The organism is uncultured Shewanella sp. (assembly GCF_947497935.1).
Lineage (GTDB): Bacteria > Pseudomonadota > Gammaproteobacteria > Enterobacterales > Shewanellaceae > Shewanella.
This window is the reverse complement of sequence record NZ_CANMIO010000024.1, coordinates 24,193-46,652: the sequence shown is the minus strand read 5'-3', so window position 1 is coordinate 46,652 and position 22,460 is coordinate 24,193. Positions and strand designations below refer to the sequence as shown.

Sequence of the window (22,460 nt, the reverse complement as noted above, 5' to 3'; positions counted from 1 at the left end):
GAAGTACTTATCCCAGAACACAGGGATTGCGTAAGAGGGGAGTTGTACATGGAAGTACTTATCCCAGAACGCAGGGACAGCGTAGGAGGGAAGTTGTACATGTTTATTAAGCCACAATAGTCTGGCTATTTTGGAAAATAGAGGGGTATGGGCTCTTTACTGAAGTTAGGCATAGAGGGAGATTTATTGTTTATGGCTAGCTGAAAATTATTGAAAATAAATCGCATTTTTACAATTTAGTTATGCATCTGATTGCCATAGAAATTCCCGAATTTCATGTCTCTTGATTTAAACTTTTACATTTATTTGCTCAAAAAAATGAAACTCTCATGGTACAAATCGTGTCCAATAACAAAATAAATAACAACAACCAAAGTTGTCGGGAGGGTCTTATGAGAGTTTTTCCTGTCTATGCACCAAAACTTATCGTAAAGCATGCGCGCATTTTTCTGACTGGGGTGATCTGGGTGAAAGATTTAGGTCGACTAGAATTTGATAAAGGAAGGTTTTTACTGCCAAGAAAAAGCCTGCCTAAAATTAAGCAGGCTATTTTAGAGCTCAATGAATTGATTGAGGCTCAGAATAACGAGATGCATACTGCATAGCGTTTGATACCAATCAGTATAAAGATTTGCCCGCTCAGCGAGAATTTAGCGATTCTGAGGCAAGGCAATGAGTGAAGAGCATAGTTATTCTACGGTTTAGCTCATTAACGCAGCATCAGGAGTGCTAAAACTCGCCATTCTGGAGCGTTTTTGGCTGCCTACTCCTGCGTTGAACAACTTCACAAGGGAACAACCATTATTTTAGTTATTCGCCTTGAATTAGTTTGCCAAAAGCGCTCTGAGTAGAGCAACTACTTATACTGATTGGTATTTATTAGTTCACTTCTTCGTTGAGTAGACCAACTAGGCCAGTTACTTTCTCATTCCAAGAGTTAAGTTCCTGCTGTAGTTGTTGGTTCTGCTCTGATAGGCCACTGTTAGTCTGCTTCTCTTCTTCAAGCTCCATTTTTAGTAGCTCGATAGTTTCTAGTGCAGCTTGGATTTTTGTTTCCAATTTCGATAATAGTTCTAGGCTCATGGCGAGTCCCTTTGATAGCGAGATGATAGCTCCGATTCTAGCAGTGACGTGGCATTGGTGAATAGTTAATTATGCTAAATGAAGAAAAAATAGCCGATAAAATTGTCAAAAATGTTTTTTTTTTGCACTTGTTGCTAAGTCGTTAGTATTCTTCTAATTATTTCCTAATGAATCGTGCCCATGAACGGTAATTTTCTCGTACTCATTCCGCTTCTGTTGACGCTGAGTTTAGCTCTGTTACTGCGCAGAACCTTAGTCGCCTTGGGCGTGGGGGTCGTCTCTGGTGCACTGATCTTAACGGAATTCAGCCTTACTCAGTCTGCCGTATATATGGTTGATAAAGCTTGGCTACAATTTTATCGTGATGGCCAATGGCAGGCATGGCACTTAAATGTACTAGCGGCCATGGTATTACTCGGGATGATGACCCAAGTATTAGCCCGAGGCGGGGCGGTAAAGCTATTTGCCGATTGGTTATATCATAGGGTTAAAAGTGGGCGTCAGGCGCGGATTGGAGTCGTGCTGCTCGGTTGGGTGGTATTTATTGATGGCATATTCAGCTGTTTAGCCGTGGGACATGTTTGTCAGCCCTTAAGTCAAAGATACAAGATGCCTCCTGAGCAAATTGCCTATCTAGTCGATTCAAATGCTTCACCTCTATGTGCCTTATTGCCATTTTCTAGCTGGGGGCCTTATGTGATGGCCATCTTGGCTGGGATCACTCTGTTACCCCTCACGCCGTTAGAATCCTTTATCGAAATGGCAAAGATAAACTTTTATGCGGTCACTGTGATACTGCTATCTTTGCTCGTTGCTTGGTTTGGTATTGGTTTTACTTCTGATCCCGTCCCGCTGCAAAGCAGTGAGCGAGTCGAACCGGGTAACCCTTGGCTACTTGGGCTGCCAATGGCTAGCTTGCTGTTAGCCTCCATAGGGTTAACCTTGTATTCAGGGGCGAGCAATGCGCAGGGCGCAAGTCTTAGCGACTGGATTTCTGCCGCCGATATAGGGGCTGCCATGCGCAATGCCTGCCTAATTGCAATCTCACTGGCTATTTTGATGTTAAAGGTCAGCGGTCGCAGTATCTCGTTATTATTGACTGATCTCCTATCCGGAGTGCGCTCAATGGGTTTCGCCATCTCTATCTTACTCTTCACCTGGATGATCGGGGCGGTGATTGCCGATCTCGGCGTGGCTAAGTTGCTCGCTGGTTGGGCTGAGCAATTTCTCTCTAAAGAGGTGTTAATTGCAGGTACCTTTTTATTGTGCGCAATGATGGCGTTTACCACAGGATCGAGCTGGGGAACGTTCGCAATTATGATCCCTATCGGGGCTGAGGTGGCATTAACCTTAGACCAAGCTTTGTTATTGCCAGCACTTAGTGCAGTGATGGCGGGCTCTGTATTTGGTGACCATTGTTCGCCCATCTCCGACACCAGCGTGATCAGTGCAACGAGTTCTGGCTGCGTGCCCCATGACCACGTTATCACTCAGCTGCCCTTTGCTATTATCGCTGGTTTGAGCTCGGTGTTAGGTTTTCAGCTTATTAATCTCGATGTCTCCATATCTTGGGCTTGGTTGGCGGTGATTGTAGTGGCGTTCACTCTGCTAGCTGGTTATCAAAAGTTGATCCAAAGAGAGCGTTTATACCAGTCAGTATAAAAATTTTTAGTGAATGTCTGCAGATAGCATAAAGCCGCCAACTAACTCAGTTAGTGGGCGGCTTTATTGTTTTAAGCGTTTTTTCTAGAGACCGCAGCGCTTAGAAGCGGTAGTCAACAGCCATATATAGTTGCTGGCTATCGTTGAGTGAAGCGGATTCTGTAGACCCCATACTTGCTGGAGACGGCACTGGTGTTGTTACGCTAGCGTCATAATCTTGCTTAAGGTAGCGGTAACCCACCTCTGCGCTTAACTGGTCATTAATCTTATACATTAGACCCGTTTGACCACCCCAAACAAAACGATTGTCAGAATCTACTGCGCTAGTATCAGGGCTGATGTGGTTAACACCTGCCGTTGCACCAATAAACCAATTTAACTTGTTGCTGTCACCCAGACCCACTAAGTAGTCGTAAGACATTAAGAAGCTTTGCTGACGGCTCAAATCATCCGAATTATAAGAGTAAGTACCATAGATACGGTTAGCATCATTTAAGTAAACACCGGCTCTCACTTCATAGATAACGTTATTTTCAGTCTCTTTAAAAGATTCTGCGTTAAATCCCGGGTCGATATTTTCTTCGCTCGAACCTTTATAAGTGTTTTGCTGTGCGCCAACACCGCCACCAATGAACCAGTCTGCAGCCATAGTGGGTGCCGAGATTGCCGTTGCCATTACTGATGCTAAGATAAGTGATTTAGTTTTCATGTTGTGCTCCCACACTAGGTAAAATTGTTTAGGTGTTGCGTTTCGTTGGAGACATCATAGGGGGGACTAGCTGAATAATAACTGAATGGTATTAACGATCGCTGATGTTGAGTATTTTGCTATATAGATACCGAACGCTATTTGCTAAGCTGTTGAAAATTATTGATTAGATAGTTTGTACTATATAAACAAGTTGGCGCTTTTTGGCATCTAATGGCAAGTTAAACCTTATCGAGGTCTCAATGGAATTGGTCTTTGTTCATGGATGGGGGGTCACCCATACCGACACTTATGCTCAGCTACCGCAGGCATTGGCTAAGTTGCTGGAGGATGAGATAAACCTGAGTATTCGCCATATTCACCTCGGCCGATATATCAGCTTCGATGACGAAGTTCGCCTAAATGATATTGCCAAAGCGTTTGATGACGCGAGAACGGAATTACTTAACGATAAGCCGTTTGCTGTGATCACTCACTCTACAGGGGCTCCGATTATGCGTCAGTGGCTACAGATGTTTTTTGCCAGTGACAGGCTTGATCAATGCCCTATGACACATTTGATTATGCTGGCACCAGCAAACCATGGTTCGGCCTTAGCACAGCTAGGAAAGTCGCGAGTCGGTCGCATTAAGAGCTTTTTTGCAGGGGTAGAACCGGGACAGGGGATCTTGGATTGGCTAGAGCTAGGCAGTGATGGTCAAAATGATTTGAATCTATATTGGCAGGAACACTTCAGCCTAGATGGTCCCTTGCCATTCGTGCTAACGGGTGAGGCAATCGATGGTGAGTTTTATGATTATCTAAATAGCTATACCGCCGAGACAGGCTCAGATGGAGTCGTGAGGGTAGCGTCGGCGAACCTCAACTTTTCACGCCTGTTGTTAGCGGAAACCGCACATACTTGTGATGGCTTCGATAATCGCCGTATTTCCAGCCTCAAGCTAAGTAAGCACTCCAAGCCTAGGCAGCAAACCGCCTTCGAGGTGATAAAAAATGCCAGCCACAGTGGCACTAACAAAGGCATTATGGGATCAGTAACAGTCCGCAATGCAAAAAATAAACCTGTGGTTCAGCGCATCGTTCAATGCTTGAGGGTGACTAACCCAAAGCAATATCGACAGCTCTCTGATGAGATGAGTCAGGCCAGCTTAATTAGGCGTAAACCTAGGGCTTGTATGCTGGTGGTTAGAGTGAGTGACGATACCGGGCTGCCTGTTGAGGATTTCGACATACTGTTACTCTCTGGCCCTCACTTCGTTCCCGGTGAGTTTAAGAAAGGCTTTATGCTGGACACGCAGTGCAACCAAAACAATAAGAACGTGGTCACCTTTTACTTAGATGCCAGTAAGTTAGCCAAGGTTAACGAGGGTAAGATCGGTCTTAGGGTCGATCCTAGGCCAAATAGTGGCATGTGTTATTACCACAGCGCAGAGTTTCACTCCGATGCCGAACAGGTTCATCAATTACTGCAAGCTGACCAGACCACCATGGTGGATATCATATTGAAGCGGCAAATTAGCTCAAGAGTCTTTAGCTTAGTGCCACCTGAGCAGGAAGGGGATTTTGCTCATTTAGTCGAAGAATAGTTTTCAAATTCGGTGATGATGCTAGTTAACCAATACTTCGCTGAAGAAATATATTATTTGAAGCTATGATTGCATTGATAATGACTAGGTGAGCCCTTAAAATTGGAGTTTTTACTCTAATCATTGTGGTAAATAGAGAATACTTCAGATTGAATTCAGCTTGCTGGGTAATAATTGACCTACATTATTTCCTGTCACAGCGCTCAACAGCATATTCTCTTTGATACGCTACAGTCAGTCTTTCTTTTTACGAACAAGGTTCACTCTCTACATGTTTAAAATGATTTATTTTTTAACAGCACTTTCAGTGCTGTTTTTTGTTTCTCCGGCGCAATCCCAATCACTGGAGCGAGAGCCGCTAAAGCCGCGCTACGACAGAACGTTTCCAATCTGGGCTCAAGAGGCAATAGACTTAGGTCATGAGCTACCTAAGCCTTATGGCTTTTCTGTTAATTACATGAACATGGATCAGCCTCTAGTAGTCGATTCTGTAAATTTTTCAGGTCTTGGTGCACTAGATGACATGCTGAGTATTAAAGGTAGTCAGGCCAAGCAAGAGTCAGAAACGTTAACCTTTAGAGGTGATATGTGGGTGCTACCATTCTTAAATCTCTACGGTGTCATCGGCCATACCAAAGGCAGCAGCGTTGCTAACGTACAGCTTGAGGCTGACTTAACCGAGGTCTTGCCGCCAATATATTGCAAATTTAATCCTTGTAGTGTCAGCAGTCCTGCATTCGATTTTGTATTGGACTTCAAAGGCACCACCTATGGTGTGGGTGGTACCTTAGTTGGCGGGATAGACAATTGGTTTGCGCTACTGGATGTGAATTACACCAATACCCGTTTAAATATTCTTGATGGTGAGATCAGCAGTATCGTGGTTTCTCCACGCGTAGGTTACCGCACGAGTTATAACAGTCATGACGTTCAGGTCTGGGTCGGTGCCATGTACCAAAACGTAGAGCAGACGTTCAGCGGTTACCTACGTGATATCGGCATTCCTCTTGGTGATGCTAAGTTCGAGGTTAATCAGCATCTTGAAGATAAATGGAACGGCTTGATTGGTAGCCAGGTAGGCCTGACCAAGAACCTTGATCTGCTGATGGAGTTTGGCGTTGGCACCCGTAGTAGCTTCATGATGAGTCTAGGCTATCGTTTCTAACAAACCGTTGTTAATCGCCTGTGTTAGGCGAGTCGTTAAATTTTATTGGAGCAAGAGTATGCGCACTATCTGTATGTTGCTGTTGACGTTATTGATTGGTGGCTGCTCAGCCGTTGATATTATTGATTCGCGTGAAAAGTCAGCCTTACAAGAGGTTGGTTTTGAACAACATCAGCTTGAACTGCAAGAGGGCGGAGAGCTGAATTATTGGCAGGCCGGTGAGGGCAAAACCCTATTATTAATTCATGGTTTTGGTGGGACCGCTGTAACGAGCTGGCAGCAGGTGATGCTCGACCTTAGCCAAGATTATCAGGTGATCGCACCCGATCTTGCTTGGTTTGGTGAGTCCGTCAGTCAAGGGCAACCTAGCCTAGCGACACAATCACAAGCGGTTATGCAGCTGATAGATTCCCTTGGCTTGGATAAGGTCAATGTGGTGGGGATTTCATACGGCGGCTTCGTTACCTTCGATCTGATGATCAACGAACCTAAGGTTGAGAAGGCGGTATTGTTGGCGAGTCCTGGCGTGCTGTTTTCAGATAGCGATTTACAACAGATGAATCAGCGTTTTGCTGTGGATGATCCGAGCGATATTTTTGTGCCGCAAACCCCTAAGCAGATGCGCCGATTGCTCGATGGTACCTTCGTTGATTTTCCTTGGTACCCTGGTTTTATTGATGCGAGTATTTTTGATAAATACTTTGCAGGCTTCTTAGATGAAAAGCGTCAGCTGATAGATGGTTTACCCGCCGATAGAGACCGCATTTCCGCTAGCATTTCGGTCGAGTCTTTACCGCCTAGTGTACTGATCTGGGGTGAGAAGGATAAAGTGTTTCCACTTAGTTCAGGTATTCAATTGGCCGACTACTTAAGTGCGCCGATTGTGGTGATCCCTGAGGGCGCCCATGGGATCAGTAACGATTACCCGGAGATTGTCAGTCAAACTATTAAGGCATTTGTACAATAATGATGAGTCGTAGCTTCCTTAAAAAAATAAGCCTAGTTGATAAGCAAGATTGGGTTCGAGGCTCGATGGCAGCCGTTACCATTTTCCTACTAAGTGCTTGTAGTAGTAACGATTGGCAGGTGCGTGCGCTGCCAAGCGATATCGCCATCGGTGCAGCTCTCGACAGCGAACCCGACATAAACCTTTTACACGCGATTGAGCTGCAAGAGCTGCCTTTGATCCATATTCCCAAGGCGGTGCGACCTTGCTGCGCCTTTGGTAATGCGCAGAAGGTGACGATTGGTCCGGTTCCTGTGCCTTTTTTCCGCTACGCCAACACGTTAGCTGTAGATAGCGTAGGTCCTCACGCCTATGAGGCGGGCACCTTTAGTTATCAAAAAGATGCGCCCAATGGCAGTCGCGGCACTGAAAATAACGGCCAAATGTATACCCTGCAGGGTGGCTTTATCGATTTAGCCCATGTGCGCGACACTGCCGATAATGCCATTGCGCTGTTTTACCATATCTACCCAAAGCTTGGACAGGTTCAAACCATTAAGCTCCCAGAGGAGATAGGTCCGAGAACCATTGAGCTCAGTGAGTTTGACCTATCAAGCTTAAGCGCAAGGCAGCGCTGGGAAACCGCCGCGGCGATCTCAGTCAGGTTGGCCTACTTTATGGCCGAAGCCCATGAAATTGCCCAGTGGCATGGCTATCGCAGTTGGGCGCCTTGGTCTGAAACTGTGTCGGCTTATTCACCAGAAGATCTCTACTCCAATATGCTTGGCGCTAAAATAGCCTTGGCACTAATTAACAACAACTTGGCGATGAATAAAGAGTTATATAACCAGCATATGACTCAATGGTTATCGGCAACCCTCAACTGGCTTGAACCTGTTTCTATTAAGCAGACTAATGCCTTATTTGACGTGATAGATGGTCATTGGTGGGACTCAGAGCAACCATTGCCGAGTAAGTTTATGTTGCTCAAACGCCATTACCTGTTAGGTGATAAGCAGTCACCTTATCTGGTGCCAAAAGCCTTAGCTCGTTCCCATGCAAAATGGCCTGAGGTGCAAGAGCTTTATGAGTCTCAACATCAGGCGCATGACCTCTCATTGAGCAATAGCGTCCATGGGATTGATATCGATGCTATTGCCAAGCAGAAGCTGATTGTTAGCGAAAAATTTACAGATAGCTTTAAGCATATTCCTGCGGAGTTGTGGCAAGACGGCTTTACTCAAGCCGACTTCTACAAAATTAGCCAGTACAATCTGATGCAAGATGAGTTAGAGCTGCGCCAGCATCAACAACTCGATGATGACACTGACACCGTGACAGCACTGGAGTCACAATGATAGCTAGAGTGAGCAGTACCGCTTTGAGCTCATGGTCTACTCGGTTTGCACTGTTCTTGGCTTGTAGTGCTACACCAGTGTTGGCGAAAGAGGTCGCAGAGCAAGATATTGATCTAGATAAGGCTGCAGAAGTCGCTCAGGTGGCAGATCAAGTGCAAGACGATAAGGCACCTCAAGGCTGGCTTGAGGACTTCTTACAAACCCTAGGCGCCGACGGTGAATTCGATCCCAATAAGCTGATCGATTTTAGTTACTTGCCGGGGCCTTTCTACAACCCTGAGATGGACTTAGGCGTGGGGATCTCGGCGGTTGGCTTATATCAATATGACCCAGATGATGAGGTGAGTCAGCTATCATCCTTAGTGATCAATGGCCTTGCCTCGACCAATGGCGCCTTGGGTGTGGCGGTGGCTAACAAGACCTTTATCAATCAAGACCAACAGCGTTTCTATCTGAATGCAGAAGTCTTCGATGCTCCCGATGTTTTCTATGGTGTGGGTTACGACAGCAACCATCAACAGGGTAACCGTGTCGAATTCAACCAGCGTATTCTCTCGATAAATCCTATGCTGTTACAGCGAATGAGTCCGACCAGCTTTGTGGGGATTGGTTTCGATTACAGCTATGCCGATGCCAGCAAGATTAACTTGTTAGACTCGGATGTGGATACTGAGATCCTCGATGAGAGCTCTCGCAGTGTCGGCTTAAACTTACTGCTCAATCATGACAGTCGAGACAATGTGCTCAACCCGCAGTCGGGGCGTATTTTAGAGATAGACGCGACTTTTTATCGCCAGTACCTCGGCAGTAAAACCGATTTCGATGTCTACAACGCCTTATATAGCGAATATTTGCAGACGGGACACGGCGAAGATATTTTAGCCTGGCAAGTGCGAGGTCGCTTTACCAGTGGTGATGTGCCATGGGATCAGCTGTCAAAAGCCGGCGGTGGCGATTTGCTTCGCGGCTATACATCGGGGCGCTATCGCGATAAGCAGATGCTAATGACGCAAATCGAGTATCGCTTAAATCTGCCTGGGCGTCATGGCATGGTGTTTTGGGGCGGCGCGGGTGTGATTGCCGACGATGTTAGCGACTTCGATGCTAATAAAATCTTGCCTAATGGCGGGGTTGGTTATCGTTTCGAGGTGAAACCTCGGGTGAACTTAAGGTTAGATATGGCTTGGGGTGATGGTGATACAGGCTTTTATTTTAACGTCAATGAAGCGTTCTAATATTCTTAACCATAGCTGCTATGGCTAAATGTACAGATAGCTAACAGCAAAAAAGGGCTCAGATGAGCCCTTTTTTAGTTAACGAATTTGCTAGCTTATTAAGCTTAGGGCTTACTTCTTGAAGATAGCTTCGTTAGTGCCGTATGGGCCTAAGTTTAGGTCACGCTTACGGATCTCATCAACACGGTCGAATGCTTCTTCTGCTACGCGTAGATTTTGAACATCTTTGCGCCAGTAGTACTTGAAGCCGTTAAAGTGTGCGTTGTTCGGGTACCAGTACATTACACCTAGGCCTTTGTCAGACATGATAGGTGTGTTGTGGATAGTTGCACCAGGAATGTAGAAGTACTGGCCTGTGCCTAGCTTCTTGAACTGGTTATTGGCAAGGGTTTGACCTTCACCGTTTACTACGTAGTAACACTCAGGCTGACCATGGAAATGAGGTGCGTGGTCTGATTTACCGCCGTCGGTGATCCCGATAACAACAGGGCTATCTGAAAGCTCTTTCCAGATGTAACCAACAGGTGATTTTGACTTATCACAATCTTGAATTTCGAGTACGTTTCCGTCGTCATCTAATGACTTACAGAATTGCTGATCTTTAGCAATGCTATCGTTTGCTTGAATAGTCGTGAAATCAATTTCACCCGCTTCCCATGCTGCGATGTACGCTTCAACTTCAGGGTTGCTACACTGCTCTGGCATCGTATCTTGTGGCGAGTACGGTGTGCTATCGTATGGAACTGGCGTCATCTGCTGGTAAGGTAGTTGGGCGTGATCGCACTGTGGACCTTGAGCAAATGCAGCTGTAGAAGTTAGTGCGGCGATACCGAACATCATTTTTAATTTCATCATTCTTATCCTATTTTTTAGCTGATGCAGCTAAAGCTGCGATATTGTGCTCGTTTTAACGGGCTTGAACTAACAATAAAGTGATAATTGCCACGTAAAGTTGAAATGGATCACGCAGCATTTTAAGCAGCAAACTTATTCGTGAACTCGGTCGCGAATAATCTTTTCTTAGCTGTATTATTAAATATGAAATTGCAGACTCAACTGGGCGTAATTAGAGGCGCCTTGGGGGACGTTAACGGCGTCGTAAGGGCTTATTCCATCATCAATTTGATAGCGGCCTACCTCAAAACCTAGGGCTAAAACCGGCGTCAGATTAGTGAACAGATTCACTCCTGCATGGAAGCGGTTAGTTTGCTCCTCTTCGGTGATAGTGTGGCCATAGAACAAACTCGAACGAGTGCGTTCGGTCCAGAAGTGTCGATAAGCAAACATGGCCGAAGTAGTGGTTTCTATCTCGCCATCGATCATGTCTCTGGCGGCGTCCGTACCAACGTAGCGGCCTAAATTACCGTAGTGAACTTGCAGGCGAATATCATTTTTACCGTAGGTTTTTAGCTTGGCAGCTAGTGAGACGCCTGCACCAAACTGAGCCGTGTCCTGTGGATCTAAATAGCGAAGGAGACTCGATATCGATACGTTACCCCAGTCGCCCTGTTGATCGAATCGAATCACGGCATCGGGCACATAATCATTACTGGTGTCGACCCACTTCTTATCAGAGTTTGTACTGCCTGCTTGAGTGCCGTAGGTGTAAGGGTTCTCTAGTGCAAATTGCCAATTATCAGTGCTGTAACGTACTAATGCTTGACGCACCATAGCCTGGCCGACCAAGGGGCCGCCTAAGTCAGCTGTTTCGGCAAAGGCGCTGGTGTTAACCATGGTTGACCATGTTTGTCCTGCAGTGAAATTTTGATAATTAATATATGCATGTCTTAAACGTGGGCTATAGGAATTAGAAAAAGCGGCATTACCTTGCGCCGAGCCCGAAAAATCAATCTCTGCAAAACCGGTTACTTCACCGTGAGTGATGCCAACATTAAAACGGCTTTCGGCGGCGCTAAATTGGCTACGTTTAGCAGAGTCGGTGACGTGCCCACCGCCAGTCCAGCTATCTTGAAAAGCGATGTTGCCATCCACATAGCGAGCGTTGGCTTTAATAAAACCGCCAAAATGATATTCGCTTGCCATTGATGGCAGCGAGTAAGCGCCAATAAAGCAAACATAAATAGAGATCCTAGTAATCGGTTTCATAGTTCTTTCTTGTAGGGGAAGGGGAAAAAAGCCCTAGTACATTGAATGCTAAGGGCGTGATCCATCGAGGTGACAGTAAGCAGGGATACTGTACCCGGTCCAATAGTTGGGCGAATCTAAGATGTAAATGGAGAGACAGAAGCGAAGTGAGAGCAGCTTAGCTTCTGTCGATAACGCTAATTAACCTTGTTAGCTTTGTTAATGATCTCTGCGTGTTCCAGTGCTTGAATCATTGGTAAGCGCTAACGTAACAGCTGAAAGTTCAACAGCTATTAGAAGTAGTAACCGAAGTTAATGTTAACGCGCTTATCCCAGCTGTCGCCCATTTCTGGTAGCCCAACGTGGTCGTTATTCGCGGTAGAGAAGGTCATGTTCTTACCCATAACAAAATCGACCATGGTGTAAGTTGGGCCCGCTGAAATCGCACAACCGGTCACGTTTTGCATGCTGTTGTCGTAGCTAGAGTCATCCACGTCGGGGGTCATCAAACCGAAATCGTTGTAGCACTTCACGCTACCCCAATCGGTCGCAAATGTTTTAGCGATGTTAGCGCTATAAGACTGGCCCTTAGAGGCAATTTCATACTGCCAGCTCACAACTGATACCGCGATCTTGTTAGCATCAACAGCGTCAGCAGCATCGTATTCATACTGCATCGCTTGTAGCTGCAGGTTCCAGCCTTTATAGCTGCTGTCTAAGTGCAGTGCTACCGCATAACGGTCACCGTTGTTACCGGTATTACTGTTATAGATCTGGCCGTACTGTACAGAGCCACCAAGGGTTGTTTGACCGCCTTCGTGCTCAGCGGTATATGTCTGGCGCAGGTTGAACTGGTTAGTCTCTTCGTTGTAATAAGTGATACCACTCGCCGCAATTGTGCCGCTGTAGATATCAGTCGAATAACGCTTGTTCTCAGAGGGACCGTACTCGGCGCTCTTATAGAAGGCTAAGTCAGTGTGCCAGCCGTTTTTCTCATAAACGGCCTTGATACCTGTGTCATGATCATCTTCAAAACCTAAGTAATAAGGAATGCCAAACCAGTAGCTGTTTGAGATGAAGTCGCGATTACCAAATGGTACCTTGTTGATACCCACTTGCAGTTGCCAATCTGGATCGACGTCGTAGTACGCGTAACCGTATTTGATGTAGTCAGTGCCAGAAGTGAAACGGTATTCAGCTGATAGACCCCAGTCACCGTGCTTGCCATCAAACTTGATCGCCGCCATATCAAAATAAAAGTCACCGCCTTTATCTTTGTTGACTTCATCATAGTCGCGGTAAGCGTAGTTAACACGTACGGCGCCGCCTAGCTTGATACCATCTTCAGTCTGTTCTGCTGCATAAGCCGAAGACCCCGAAAGCGCGATTGCTGTAGCCACCATCGACAACATAAACTTAGTGGTTTTTTTCATCATCATTCCCTATTTCTTTTTTAGATTTATAAATTAATCAGTCACATTACATCTCTTCAAACCAGGTGCGGTGGCACTCTGTACAAACTGGTGCTTTCTTCTCGTGCTCTGCATGACACGCTAGGCAGCTTGCGCCTTGGTTGTAATGCAGTGACTTGTGAGGATGCGCTTCTGGAATTGCTAACTTGCTTTCATCGACAGGGATGCTGTTGATGTCGCCATGACACTCAACGCAGGCCGCGTCAGTTGCGTTCTTCTTACCTGACCCTTGGTGGCAAGTTTGGCAGCCATCTTGGTAGATAAATTCGTGATTTACGCGACCTTCTGTTTTGCCTTTCATCTTGACGAGCTCGCCCGCCATGACGTTGCTAGACAGCGCTAGGCCGAGTAGTGCGCTTAGTAATAACTTGTTCATTAGACGGCTCCTTCAAGATCGGCTTTGATGGTTTCAGACACGATGATCCCCATGACTAGGCACTCTAGACAGGAGGTCGAGCTCAAACGCGCTTCACCGTGGATACCACCTGTGACTTCACCAATAGCGTATAGATTTTTGATCGGTGCCATAGAGCGGCCATCAATCACTCGAGCGCCTAAATCGGTCTTTAGGCCACCCATGCAGTAATGCACTTTTGGCCAAATACGTGACACAACGAATGGGCCTGTAAGCTCTTCTGCTGTATCCATCTTGCGGTTGAATAGTGGGTCTTTACGCTCGCCAACATGCTTGTTGTACTCTTTGATGCTGCGCTTAAGCTCTGCAGCTGGAATATCGAACTTAGCGGCGATCTCATCGAGTGAGTCAACTTTCCAAGCCATCTCGTCGCGCAGTGCACGAACAACACGGTCATCTATGGCGTAGTTGTTGTAGTTGAAGAACACGACTGGGTAGGCTGGGCTACCATCGGCGTTACGGTTTTTCATAATCGCTTCAGAGCAGGTCTTGCGGTCAGCACGCTCATCCATAAAACGCTTACCGTTTAGGACGCTAATCGCCACACCTTGGTGCCAGCCGATAGATAGCAATGCGTTTGACCAACCGAATCCACCTTCATCTGGAGAGCCCCAATGACCCGTCTGGATAAGATTCATGTGCACAGGCAGTGCACCATAAGCCATAGCGGTTAAGGTGACTTCACCGGTTGCGCCAAGCGCGTTGGTGCAATCAAGCGTGGGATCGAGTGATGGATCAACCGCTTCACGTAGCGCCATGTTACGAGCAAAACCACCGTTAGCGAGCACGACTGCTTTATTCGCTTTAATAAAAATCGTGGTGCCGGTTTTTAGATCGGGGAAGCGGTAGTTCTTACGAACCTTAACGCCGACGATCTTCTGACCGTCCATAATGAAGTCTTCGATATAGTGCTGTAGACGATGATCTACACCTTCTTTTACGCCCGCTTCATAGAGTTTGGTGGTGATGTCACCGCCAGTACCGTGTTGGGTACGGATAGCGCGTGCCTTGTTGTGACCACCCACTTGGATATTGAAGCCATCGCGGAATTTAACGCCGGTATCGATACAAAGATCGTAAGCATCTAAAGAGCGGTTAGCAATTTGACGTAGCGCTGGTTCATTTTGCATGCCACGGCCAGAGATGATTTGGTCTTTGACTAACTCTTCTGGTGAGTCGTCGTTGACCCCTTGAGCTAACTGGATAGGATTTTTAGGGATAGCTAACCAGCCACCGTTAATTGCTGAGTTACCACCAATCACTTGCATCTTTTCTAAAACAAGTACTGAGCCCAGACCTTGGCGCTTAGCGTTTACGGCTGCAGAAAGGCCTGCGAAGCCAGAGCCAACAACGATAACATCTACGCTTTCGTCCCAGTTAATGTCACCACAGGTTTTAGCTTGTACGGTACCGGGTAAGGTTGCCGCTAAACTACCAACGGCAGCACCAGCACTTAGTTTTAAAAAATTTCGTCTACCTTGCATTTTCTTGTAATCCTCAATCAGGGAATGAGGTAAAGATAAACGCAAGTTCCGCCGCTAAAGGTGAACTAAGTCACGCCATTTTTTCAGTGACAAATTTATTCGTGAGTCAGCTCTCGAATAAATTTTCTCTGTCAATATGGGACGCAATGAGCCGAGGTGAGATGTGAACGGATTCTGTATTGAGTTAAAAAATATTACCGCAATGTTTATATGACGTAATTCACAAAGCCTACTAATAAAGTGGGATTAGCGTGAAGTGAATCCCGATTAGCAAAGAGTTATCTATAATCGGTAATTGTTACAAGTGCATAATTAGCGGAATTCGATATACAGGTTTTTTATAGATGAAATGTCCCACTGAAGCATTACCTATGATGCGCTGCAATCAGATACTCGATGCGGCTGAACAGCTAATTGAGTCGCAAGGTATTGTCTCGTTTAAGTTCTCGCAACTCGCGAAAGAAGTGGGCTGTTCCACCGGTACCTTGTACAAGTTTTTTGAGCGTAAAGAAGACGTGTTAGTCTGCTTATTTTTACGCAGCGCGACCTCGAATCACCTGCCAATATTTATTAACAAATATCCAGACATAACCGCCCAAGAAAAAGTGCTACTACCCATTCTGTTTACATTTGAGACCATCAAGCGCAGTAAGAGCTTTTTTACTCTGCGTTCTGTTTCGGTCAATACCATGGTGTGGCAGCTTGCTAGCGACGAAAAAGTCGATCGCTTTAAGAAGCGCATCAATGCGTTTTGGGGCTGGTTTACCGACTCGCTTAATGAAGCGGTAGCAAAGGGTGAGCTTGATGCGACGCCACTACAAGTTAAAGAGTTAGTGCAGGGGATCACCTTCTTCTTAACCGGCTCGTTAACCCAATTTGAAAGCCAGTTGATCGCGCCGGAATACTTATCTAATCGTCGTGAGACCTGCTACCGCCATTTAGCTCGCTTAATGGGGCAGTATAAGTGGACCAAGCCGCTGAATCCTGAATTATTTGATTGCCTTGAAAATCGAAGCTCAACTTTCTTTGATAAGCACTATCGTGACCACATGAGCTGCAGCGCTTGTAGTGCCTTGATCGGTTCTACACTTGATAGCGACACGCCTTGTCTACGTAAAAAAGTCTGTGCAGCTTAGCCTGTCAAATATAACAACCCAAAGCTAAGCAGCTTTGGGTTGAGGTTGAGGAATCACTGAGAGTTACTTAGTAAACTTTGGGTAATCGAAGTTATGGCAATCCATGCAGATGGCTTGCTTCTTGGTATGCTCGCCATGGCATTCCATACATGGAGCCTCTAGGCCGTAATGCATGCTGTCATGTGGATTCTGCTTGGCTTCATGTCCTTCGCGCTTGGTTTGTTCTGCCAGTTCACCCATGTCATGGCATTGCAAGCAAGATTCATCTGAAGGGAAGGCTTTTAACCCTTGGTCATGGCAAGACTTACAGCCTTCTTCATAGAGCGCTTCGTGGTATTCACGCTTATCCCTTGCCTGAGCCGAAAGGGCGATAACGCAGCTAAATACCAGCACAAGTAAAGTCGTCATTGGTTTCATGTTAGTTTCCTTATGCTTTCATCATCGAACGAGCGGCGGTAACACCGAAGGCCATACAGTCTGGGGTAGAGCAGCCACCTAAGCGACTGACTCCGTGAACTCCACCGGATACTTCGCCAGCAGCATAAAGATTGGGAATAGGCTTACCATTCTTAGCGGCAATCACTTCGGCTTTGGTATTGATTTGAATACCGCCTTGGCAGTAATGTACTTTTGGCCATAAGCGCTGCACGATAAATGGAGCTGTGAGGTAGATGCCTGTGCTCATATCCATGCGTTTGCCAAACTGTGGGTCATCGCCAGCTTTGACGTATTTGTTCCAATCATCAATCTGCTTTCTAAGTGGGTTTAGAGGTAGGTCGAAGTGCTTAGCAATGGCTTCAACGCTATCGAATTCCCAGGCAACGTTATATTTGAGTACATTTTCTAAAGACGGATCTTTTTGCGCCTCATGTTTAGGGGCAATCAATAGTGCTGGGTTGGGGTTACCATCTTTATCGCGGCGCTGGATCTCTAAGTCTGCACGATGCTTACGGTCTGCGGTTTCATTCATGAAACGCATGCCGGTGTTACGGTCAATAGCGATTGAGTGGGGGAAGTTGTACAGTGAGAAACCTGCGCCGTAACCAAAGCCACCTTCATCTGGTGAAGCCCACGGGCCCGACTGAATAAAGCTTAGGTGGATTGGCATGGCGCCTTCGGCTAGCATGGCAATCAGTCCGTCGCCCGTTGCACCACGAGCATTGGTGTGACCCACTTCATCACCCAATGTTGGATCGAGTGCTTGTCGGAAAGCAACGTTAGCAGCGAAGCCGCCAGTGGCGATTAACACTCCTTTTTCCGCTCTAACATTAATCAGCTGACCCGAGTCTTCATGATCTGTGTGGTAGCCCTTACGTACTTTAATGCCGAGTACACTTCCATCTTCAGCGGTAATTAAGCCTTCAAACTTATGGCGAGTCTTGGTTTTTACTCCATAGCTACGGGCAGTCTTTAACATAGGGCGGATAAAGCCAGCCCCTGAACGTTCAACAACTTGATGGCTACGAGTCGCACTGGTGCCGCCAGTATTGATAATGTGATCGCGATAGACACAGCCACAATCTTTGGTTAATTGGTAAATATATGGGCCAAGTTCGGCACTGTGACGTAATAATTCCTCACTGGCATAACCGCGACCCGATGCTAATTGGTCTTTTACCATTAACTCTGCGCTGTCTTTGATGCCAAGTTTGCGTTGTAGGTCTGTATCGGCAAAGCAGGCTTGACCAGCATTGAGAGTAGAGTTACCACCGTAGACACCGAGTTTTTCAAAAACAACGATATCTTTGGCGCCAAGTTTTCCGGCTTCAACGGCGGCAGCTAGGCCAGCAAAACCAGAACCCACGATAACCACTTCATGGGATTCATCCCACTTTATATTTGCTGACTGGGCACTGACAGTGAGTGGAGCGAAAGCACCAACTGCAGCTGCACCGGCTCCGAACTTTAGAAATGAACGTCTTGTTTGCATGATTGAGTCTCCATTAATCCTAGCAACACAATATGCTGCGAGGAGGAGGTCAAATCTGCGTCAAATCACACTTTATATTCGGTGAGAAAGTTTTTTGTGGATGCCTTCAAGAAAATGTTTCTTTTCAGTATCTAAATCGATATTTCTTCGTAGTATCGAACCTAAATAGATAATGGAATTGAAGAATAATATGCGCTGTCCCGGTAATAATATGGATGCTATTCGCTGCAATCAGTTGTTAGATGTTGCTGAGGATTTAATTGATAATCAGGGGGTTGTGTCTTTTCGGTTTGCTCAAATAGCCAAGGGGGCGGGCTGTTCAACTAATACCTTATATAAATATTTTGAATCTAAAGAAGATGTGCTCGTCTGTTTATTTTTACGCAATACAATTTCGAGTCAAATACCATTATTTATCGAAGAAAACCCTAATTTAACCATTCACGAACATGCAGTGCTTGCCATTCTATTTACCTTTGAAGCGGTAAAACGTAGTCCCATCTTTAATATTTTACGGGTCGTTGCCATTAACAGTATGTTTTGGCAGCTGGCAAGCTCTGACAAAGTAGAAATTCTAAAAAATAGAGTGAACTTATTTTGGAGTCGGATAAAACGACCATTAGAACGCGCCGCGGTCTGTGGTGAGTTGACTGCAACTCAAGTAGAGATTGATGATTTAAGTCAGGCTCTGTATTTTTTTCTCGCTGGCGCTACCTCATCCTTTGAAAGCAAGCTTATGGATGAACAATATTTTATTGCTAATGATGATATCGGTTACCGTCATATCAGTCGTTTAATGAATCATTATCAATGGCGAGAGCCGATAACGCGTGAAATGATGCAGAGTTTATCAATTCGTATTAGTGCATTTCTGGATAAAGGGCATGGCAATATACGGAGTTGTGAAACATGTTTATGCGTTGGTAAACGTTCCGATTGCGTTACCGAGTGCGCTTCTAAGGTGGAATTAAATTCCGTAAATTTAAACTGAAGATCTTGAAGCTAGCCCCCGTTTTACTTGACTTTTTTATGACCACTGATAGGCTGCTCAGTCAGTAATCAAGGTGGTATACAATGCAAATAACTTATAATTTAAAACCTGCGTTAGAGCGCCGAACCGAGCAGTTTAAGCCGACAACAAATGTGGGCTTCGGTAACCTCAGAACTGACCACATGTTTTTAATGGATTATCGCGACGGGCAGTGGTGTGATCCGAGAGTCGTTCCCTATGGCCCATTTGAAGTCGCACCGGGTGCCATTGCTCTACATTATGGTCAGTCTGTATTTGAGGGCGCCAAAGCCTTTCAACATGACGACGGCGAGATCTACACTTTCCGTATCGACAAAAATGCCGAGCGGCTCAACCGTTCTGCAGACATTTTATGTATTCCAGCGCTGTCAGAGCAGATGCAGGTTGACGCCATTAATGCCTTGATTGATGTCGATCGTTTATGGTTCCCGATGCAAGAGGGCGCGTGTCTCTATATTCGTCCGTTTATCTTCGCTACCGAAGATCGTCTATCGGTTAGTCCGAGCGAGCAATACACCTTTTGCGTAATGTTAAGCCCAAGCGGTCCTTACTATAGCGACGGCTTCGATAAGGCGATCCGTCTATTGATCAGCGAGCGTTTTCACCGTGCAGTTTCTGGTGGTACTGGCGCATCGAAGGCAGCGGGTAATTATGCCGCATCATTAAAAGCGGGTAAGGCTGCGGCAGAGTATGGCGCGGCGCAGGTGCTTTATCTCGATGCTGCAAATAAGCAGATTGAAGAAGTGGGCGCGATGAACCACTTCCACGTGCGTAAAGATGGCACGATTATCATCCCTAAGTTTACTGACACCATTTTAAAGTCGATCACCTCACAGTCTATTCTCGATTTGGGCGAGTTATTGGGCTGCGAAGTGCGTCAAGAGACGGTGATGCTAGATCAGTTTATTGCCGATATTGAATCGGGTGAAATTATCGAAGCGGGTGGCTTTGGTACTGCGGCTGTGGTCTCGCCAGTGGGTTCGTATATCTTCGAAGATAATCGCGTGGTAACAGTAGGCGATGGTGGTGTAGGTGAGCACACTAAGCGCATCTATAAGGTATTGACTGATATTCAGAAGGGCCTTATTCAAGGGCCAGCAGGCTGGGTACAGCACGTTAAGCGTGTACAGGCTTAAGCTTATTTAGCTAACGAAATAAAAAAGGCTCCTGATGGAGCCTTTTTTATTTGCTGTTATTCAGAGTCATCGGCTTGGTTATTAAGAGTTATCACTTGTCTTATGCGCGATATGCTCACTAGATGGATTATGTTTGAGCATTAACTGATGGATCTCTTCGTCTTTCTTTTCCCAGATATCATTGAGCCAGCGCTGAAATTCAACCCGGTAAGCGGCCTCTGAGAAGTAGCGTTTGTTGTCGACTTTGGGTACCGGTAGTACTTTTACCCGCACGACAATCTTCTTCAAACGGCCATGCATGACCTCAACTAAGGCGTCTTTTTTAAACGCATCAGGATAAAGAACGGTAACGTCGAGTAGGTTGGTAAACTGCTCGCCCATGGCCGATAGAGCAAAGGCGATGCCGCCTGCTTTAGGACGAAGTAGATAACGATAAGGTGAGTCTTGGCGAGCGCGTTTTTCTTCGGTGAAGCGACTGCCTTCAACGTAGTTGATAATTGAGGTTGGCATGCCACGAAACTTTTCGCAGGCGCGTCGAGTCGTTTCTAAGTCTTTACCCTTAAGCTTAGGGTTTTTCTTTAGTTTCGCAGGACTGGTGCGGGTCATAAAGGGCATATCCAGTGACCAGCAGCCTAAGCCTAAGAAGGGCACATACATAAGCTCTTTTTTAAGGAAGAACTTAAGCATAGGGATGTGGTTACGCAATATGTAGGTTTGCGCCGCAATATCGAAACCACTAAGGTGATTACTAATTAATAGGTACCAGCTATTTTTATCTAGATTGTCTAACCCTTCAACATCCCATTCGATATCGGCTAATAGGTATAGGATCCCGCCATTACAGGTTGCCCAGGCCCACATGAAGCGGTTCATTACATGGGTTATGGCGTTACGAGCGGCAGTAAAAGGCAGTAGCAGTTTGATGATCCCACCTATGCTAATCAATGATGCCCATAGAACCGTATTGATGATTAATAGCAGGGTGCTTATGAAATATAAGACTGGTCCAGGTAAAAAGTTCAACATATTGACTATTATGCCTCTTCTCGGGTTTCTCTTGGTTGTGCCAACTGGGTGAGTACCTGATCTTTTTGCTGCCAGATCAGGTTTAATTGTTCTTGGAATTGGATCTTAAACTGACGATCTTTGATGTAATCACCACGCAGCTTGTCATCGATGTCACAGACCTCAATATGCACTCTAACTTCATCAACTTGGCCACTAATAAACTCCCAGTAGCTCGGGACTTTACCTGGGTAGTAGATAGAGACATTCACTAGCTTGTGGATATGATCACCCATAGCCGATAATGCAAATGCCATCCCGCCCGCTTTAGGCTTGAGTAGGTGATTGAAGGGCGAATTTTGTTTTCCGTGTTTACTGGCATGAAAGCGAGTGCCTTCAACAAAGTTCATCACACTAACGGGCTTACTTTTAAACTTGGCGCAGGCTTTACGGGTGATCTCAATATCTTTGCCTCTAAGCTTTGGGTTTCTCTTTAACTGAGCCGTGCTATAGCGACGCATAAAGGGGAAATCTAATGCCCACCAGGCCAGACCTAGTACAGGAACGAAGATCAGTTCCTGTTTTAAGAAAAACTTTAAGAAGGGGATCTTGCGATTCAAAACTCGCTGCAAGATTAGAATATCTACCCAGGATTGGTGATTCGCGATAACCATGTACCATTCTTTGGTAGATAGCTGGGCATCACCTTCAAGAGTTAACTTTATGGGATGGAGTAGATTTTCGATAGCGCCATTGACGCTGATCCAGGCACTGGCACAAAAGTCGAGAAAGTAGGTGCAGGCCTTGCGCGTCCAAGCTAAAGGAATGAGTTTGAAAATACTCATTACCAATATGGGAGTCACCCAAAACAGGGTGTTAATAAAATAACAGAAAAAGGCGAAACTTCCCCTAATGCGTGACGCTATCGCACCCATTCAGAACCTCAAGAAAAAAATTGGAGACCTATAGTACTCGTTGTCAGGTTTTGTCTCAATCTAGATGTTAAATTTTGCCCGTTAACTC

The 22,460-nt window shown here is 45.9% G+C and carries 21 protein-coding genes; 10 read left to right on the top strand and 11 right to left on the bottom strand.

Annotated elements, in window-relative coordinates; genetic code table 11:
* The first annotated feature begins 392 nt into the window (after nucleotides 1-392).
* Nucleotides 393-605: a DUF1107 domain-containing protein gene (locus Q1A86_RS19220; protein WP_220765421.1), complete on the top strand. Its 213-nt coding sequence runs from the start codon at nucleotides 393-395 to the stop codon at nucleotides 603-605.
* Between the two features lie 274 nt (nucleotides 606-879).
* Here Q1A86_RS19220 and Q1A86_RS19215 read toward each other — a convergent pair whose 3' ends face one another.
* The gene (locus tag Q1A86_RS19215) at nucleotides 880-1,083 is read right to left on the bottom strand and encodes a cell division protein ZapB (RefSeq protein ID WP_299810401.1); all 204 of its coding nucleotides are present in this window, start codon (nucleotides 1,081-1,083) and stop codon (nucleotides 880-882) included.
* Between the two features lie 180 nt (nucleotides 1,084-1,263).
* Here Q1A86_RS19215 and Q1A86_RS19210 point away from each other — a divergent pair, with 180 nt between their 5' ends.
* A complete protein-coding gene (locus tag Q1A86_RS19210) occupies nucleotides 1,264-2,745 on the top strand; it encodes a Na+/H+ antiporter NhaC family protein (protein ID WP_299810397.1) in 1,482 nt (493 codons plus the stop codon).
* 100 nt (nucleotides 2,746-2,845) lie between these two features.
* Here the strand turns inward: Q1A86_RS19210 and Q1A86_RS19205 are convergent, their stop codons facing one another.
* Nucleotides 2,846-3,454, bottom strand: coding sequence for an outer membrane beta-barrel protein (locus Q1A86_RS19205; RefSeq protein ID WP_299810395.1), 609 nt, complete (start codon nucleotides 3,452-3,454; stop codon nucleotides 2,846-2,848).
* Between the two features lie 242 nt (nucleotides 3,455-3,696).
* Here Q1A86_RS19205 and Q1A86_RS19200 point away from each other — a divergent pair, with 242 nt between their 5' ends.
* The 5 genes from Q1A86_RS19200 (at nucleotide 3,697) to Q1A86_RS19180 (ending at nucleotide 9,744) form a co-directional block, all read left to right on the top strand.
* A complete protein-coding gene (locus Q1A86_RS19200; RefSeq protein WP_299810393.1) occupies nucleotides 3,697-5,040 on the top strand; it encodes an alpha/beta hydrolase in 1,344 nt (447 codons plus the stop codon).
* A gap of 271 nt (nucleotides 5,041-5,311) precedes the next feature.
* A complete protein-coding gene (locus Q1A86_RS19195) occupies nucleotides 5,312-6,205 on the top strand; it encodes a virulence protein (RefSeq protein WP_299810391.1) in 894 nt (297 codons plus the stop codon).
* 58 nt (nucleotides 6,206-6,263) lie between these two features.
* The gene (locus Q1A86_RS19190) at nucleotides 6,264-7,172 is read left to right on the top strand and encodes an alpha/beta hydrolase (RefSeq protein WP_299810389.1); all 909 of its coding nucleotides are present in this window, start codon (nucleotides 6,264-6,266) and stop codon (nucleotides 7,170-7,172) included.
* Nucleotides 7,172-8,509: a DUF4056 domain-containing protein gene (locus Q1A86_RS19185; RefSeq protein ID WP_367277937.1), complete on the top strand. Its 1,338-nt coding sequence runs from the start codon at nucleotides 7,172-7,174 to the stop codon at nucleotides 8,507-8,509. The genes Q1A86_RS19190 and Q1A86_RS19185 overlap by 1 nt, the downstream gene beginning before the upstream one ends.
* On the top strand, nucleotides 8,506-9,744 hold the full coding sequence (locus tag Q1A86_RS19180; protein WP_299810387.1) for a BamA/TamA family outer membrane protein: 1,239 nt from the start codon (nucleotides 8,506-8,508) through the stop codon (nucleotides 9,742-9,744). The genes Q1A86_RS19185 and Q1A86_RS19180 overlap by 4 nt, the downstream gene beginning before the upstream one ends.
* A gap of 111 nt (nucleotides 9,745-9,855) precedes the next feature.
* Here the strand turns inward: Q1A86_RS19180 and Q1A86_RS19175 are convergent, their stop codons facing one another.
* The 5 genes from Q1A86_RS19175 to Q1A86_RS19155 form a co-directional block, all read right to left on the bottom strand.
* A complete protein-coding gene (locus Q1A86_RS19175; protein WP_299810385.1) occupies nucleotides 9,856-10,599 on the bottom strand; it encodes a cupin domain-containing protein in 744 nt (247 codons plus the stop codon).
* Nucleotides 10,600-10,776: 177 nt separating this feature from the next.
* Nucleotides 10,777-11,850 (bottom strand): DcaP family trimeric outer membrane transporter, encoded by a 1,074-nt coding sequence (locus tag Q1A86_RS19170; RefSeq protein ID WP_299810382.1) that lies wholly within the window; start codon nucleotides 11,848-11,850, stop codon nucleotides 10,777-10,779.
* A 272-nt stretch (nucleotides 11,851-12,122) separates the two neighbouring features.
* Nucleotides 12,123-13,265, bottom strand: coding sequence for a hypothetical protein (locus Q1A86_RS19165; RefSeq protein WP_299810411.1), 1,143 nt, complete (start codon nucleotides 13,263-13,265; stop codon nucleotides 12,123-12,125).
* Between the two features lie 43 nt (nucleotides 13,266-13,308).
* Nucleotides 13,309-13,677 carry a cytochrome c3 family protein gene (locus Q1A86_RS19160; protein ID WP_012279024.1) on the bottom strand — a complete coding sequence of 123 codons (369 nt, stop codon included), beginning with the start codon at nucleotides 13,675-13,677 and terminating at the stop codon, nucleotides 13,309-13,311.
* Nucleotides 13,677-15,200 carry a flavocytochrome c gene (locus tag Q1A86_RS19155; protein WP_299810373.1) on the bottom strand — a complete coding sequence of 508 codons (1,524 nt, stop codon included), beginning with the start codon at nucleotides 15,198-15,200 and terminating at the stop codon, nucleotides 13,677-13,679. Before Q1A86_RS19155 ends, Q1A86_RS19160 begins: the two co-directional genes overlap by 1 nt.
* A 344-nt stretch (nucleotides 15,201-15,544) precedes the next feature.
* Here Q1A86_RS19155 and Q1A86_RS19150 point away from each other — a divergent pair, with 344 nt between their 5' ends.
* On the top strand, nucleotides 15,545-16,336 hold the full coding sequence (locus Q1A86_RS19150; RefSeq protein WP_299810369.1) for a TetR/AcrR family transcriptional regulator: 792 nt from the start codon (nucleotides 15,545-15,547) through the stop codon (nucleotides 16,334-16,336).
* Nucleotides 16,337-16,399: 63 nt separating this feature from the next.
* On the opposite strand, the gene Q1A86_RS19145 is transcribed toward Q1A86_RS19150, so the two are convergent.
* On the bottom strand, nucleotides 16,400-16,753 hold the full coding sequence (locus Q1A86_RS19145) for a cytochrome c3 family protein (protein ID WP_299810366.1): 354 nt from the start codon (nucleotides 16,751-16,753) through the stop codon (nucleotides 16,400-16,402).
* A gap of 10 nt (nucleotides 16,754-16,763) precedes the next feature.
* Nucleotides 16,764-18,266 carry a flavocytochrome c gene (locus tag Q1A86_RS19140; protein WP_299810363.1) on the bottom strand — a complete coding sequence of 501 codons (1,503 nt, stop codon included), beginning with the start codon at nucleotides 18,264-18,266 and terminating at the stop codon, nucleotides 16,764-16,766.
* A 178-nt stretch (nucleotides 18,267-18,444) separates the two neighbouring features.
* Here Q1A86_RS19140 and Q1A86_RS19135 point away from each other — a divergent pair, with 178 nt between their 5' ends.
* Together Q1A86_RS19135 and Q1A86_RS19130 are read left to right on the top strand one after the other, a co-directional pair.
* On the top strand, nucleotides 18,445-19,257 hold the full coding sequence (locus Q1A86_RS19135) for a TetR/AcrR family transcriptional regulator (protein WP_299810360.1): 813 nt from the start codon (nucleotides 18,445-18,447) through the stop codon (nucleotides 19,255-19,257).
* Between the two features lie 83 nt (nucleotides 19,258-19,340).
* Complete coding sequence (locus Q1A86_RS19130; RefSeq protein ID WP_299810357.1) at nucleotides 19,341-20,432, top strand: branched-chain amino acid aminotransferase; 1,092 nt, start codon at nucleotides 19,341-19,343, stop codon at nucleotides 20,430-20,432.
* An 81-nt stretch (nucleotides 20,433-20,513) separates the two neighbouring features.
* Here the strand turns inward: Q1A86_RS19130 and Q1A86_RS19125 are convergent, their stop codons facing one another.
* Nucleotides 20,514-21,458, bottom strand: a complete 945-nt coding sequence (locus Q1A86_RS19125) for an acyltransferase (RefSeq protein WP_299810354.1) — start codon at nucleotides 21,456-21,458, stop codon at nucleotides 20,514-20,516.
* 8 nt (nucleotides 21,459-21,466) lie between these two features.
* On the bottom strand, nucleotides 21,467-22,372 hold the full coding sequence (locus Q1A86_RS19120) for an acyltransferase (protein WP_299810351.1): 906 nt from the start codon (nucleotides 22,370-22,372) through the stop codon (nucleotides 21,467-21,469).
* Between the last annotated feature and the right edge of the window lie 88 nt (nucleotides 22,373-22,460).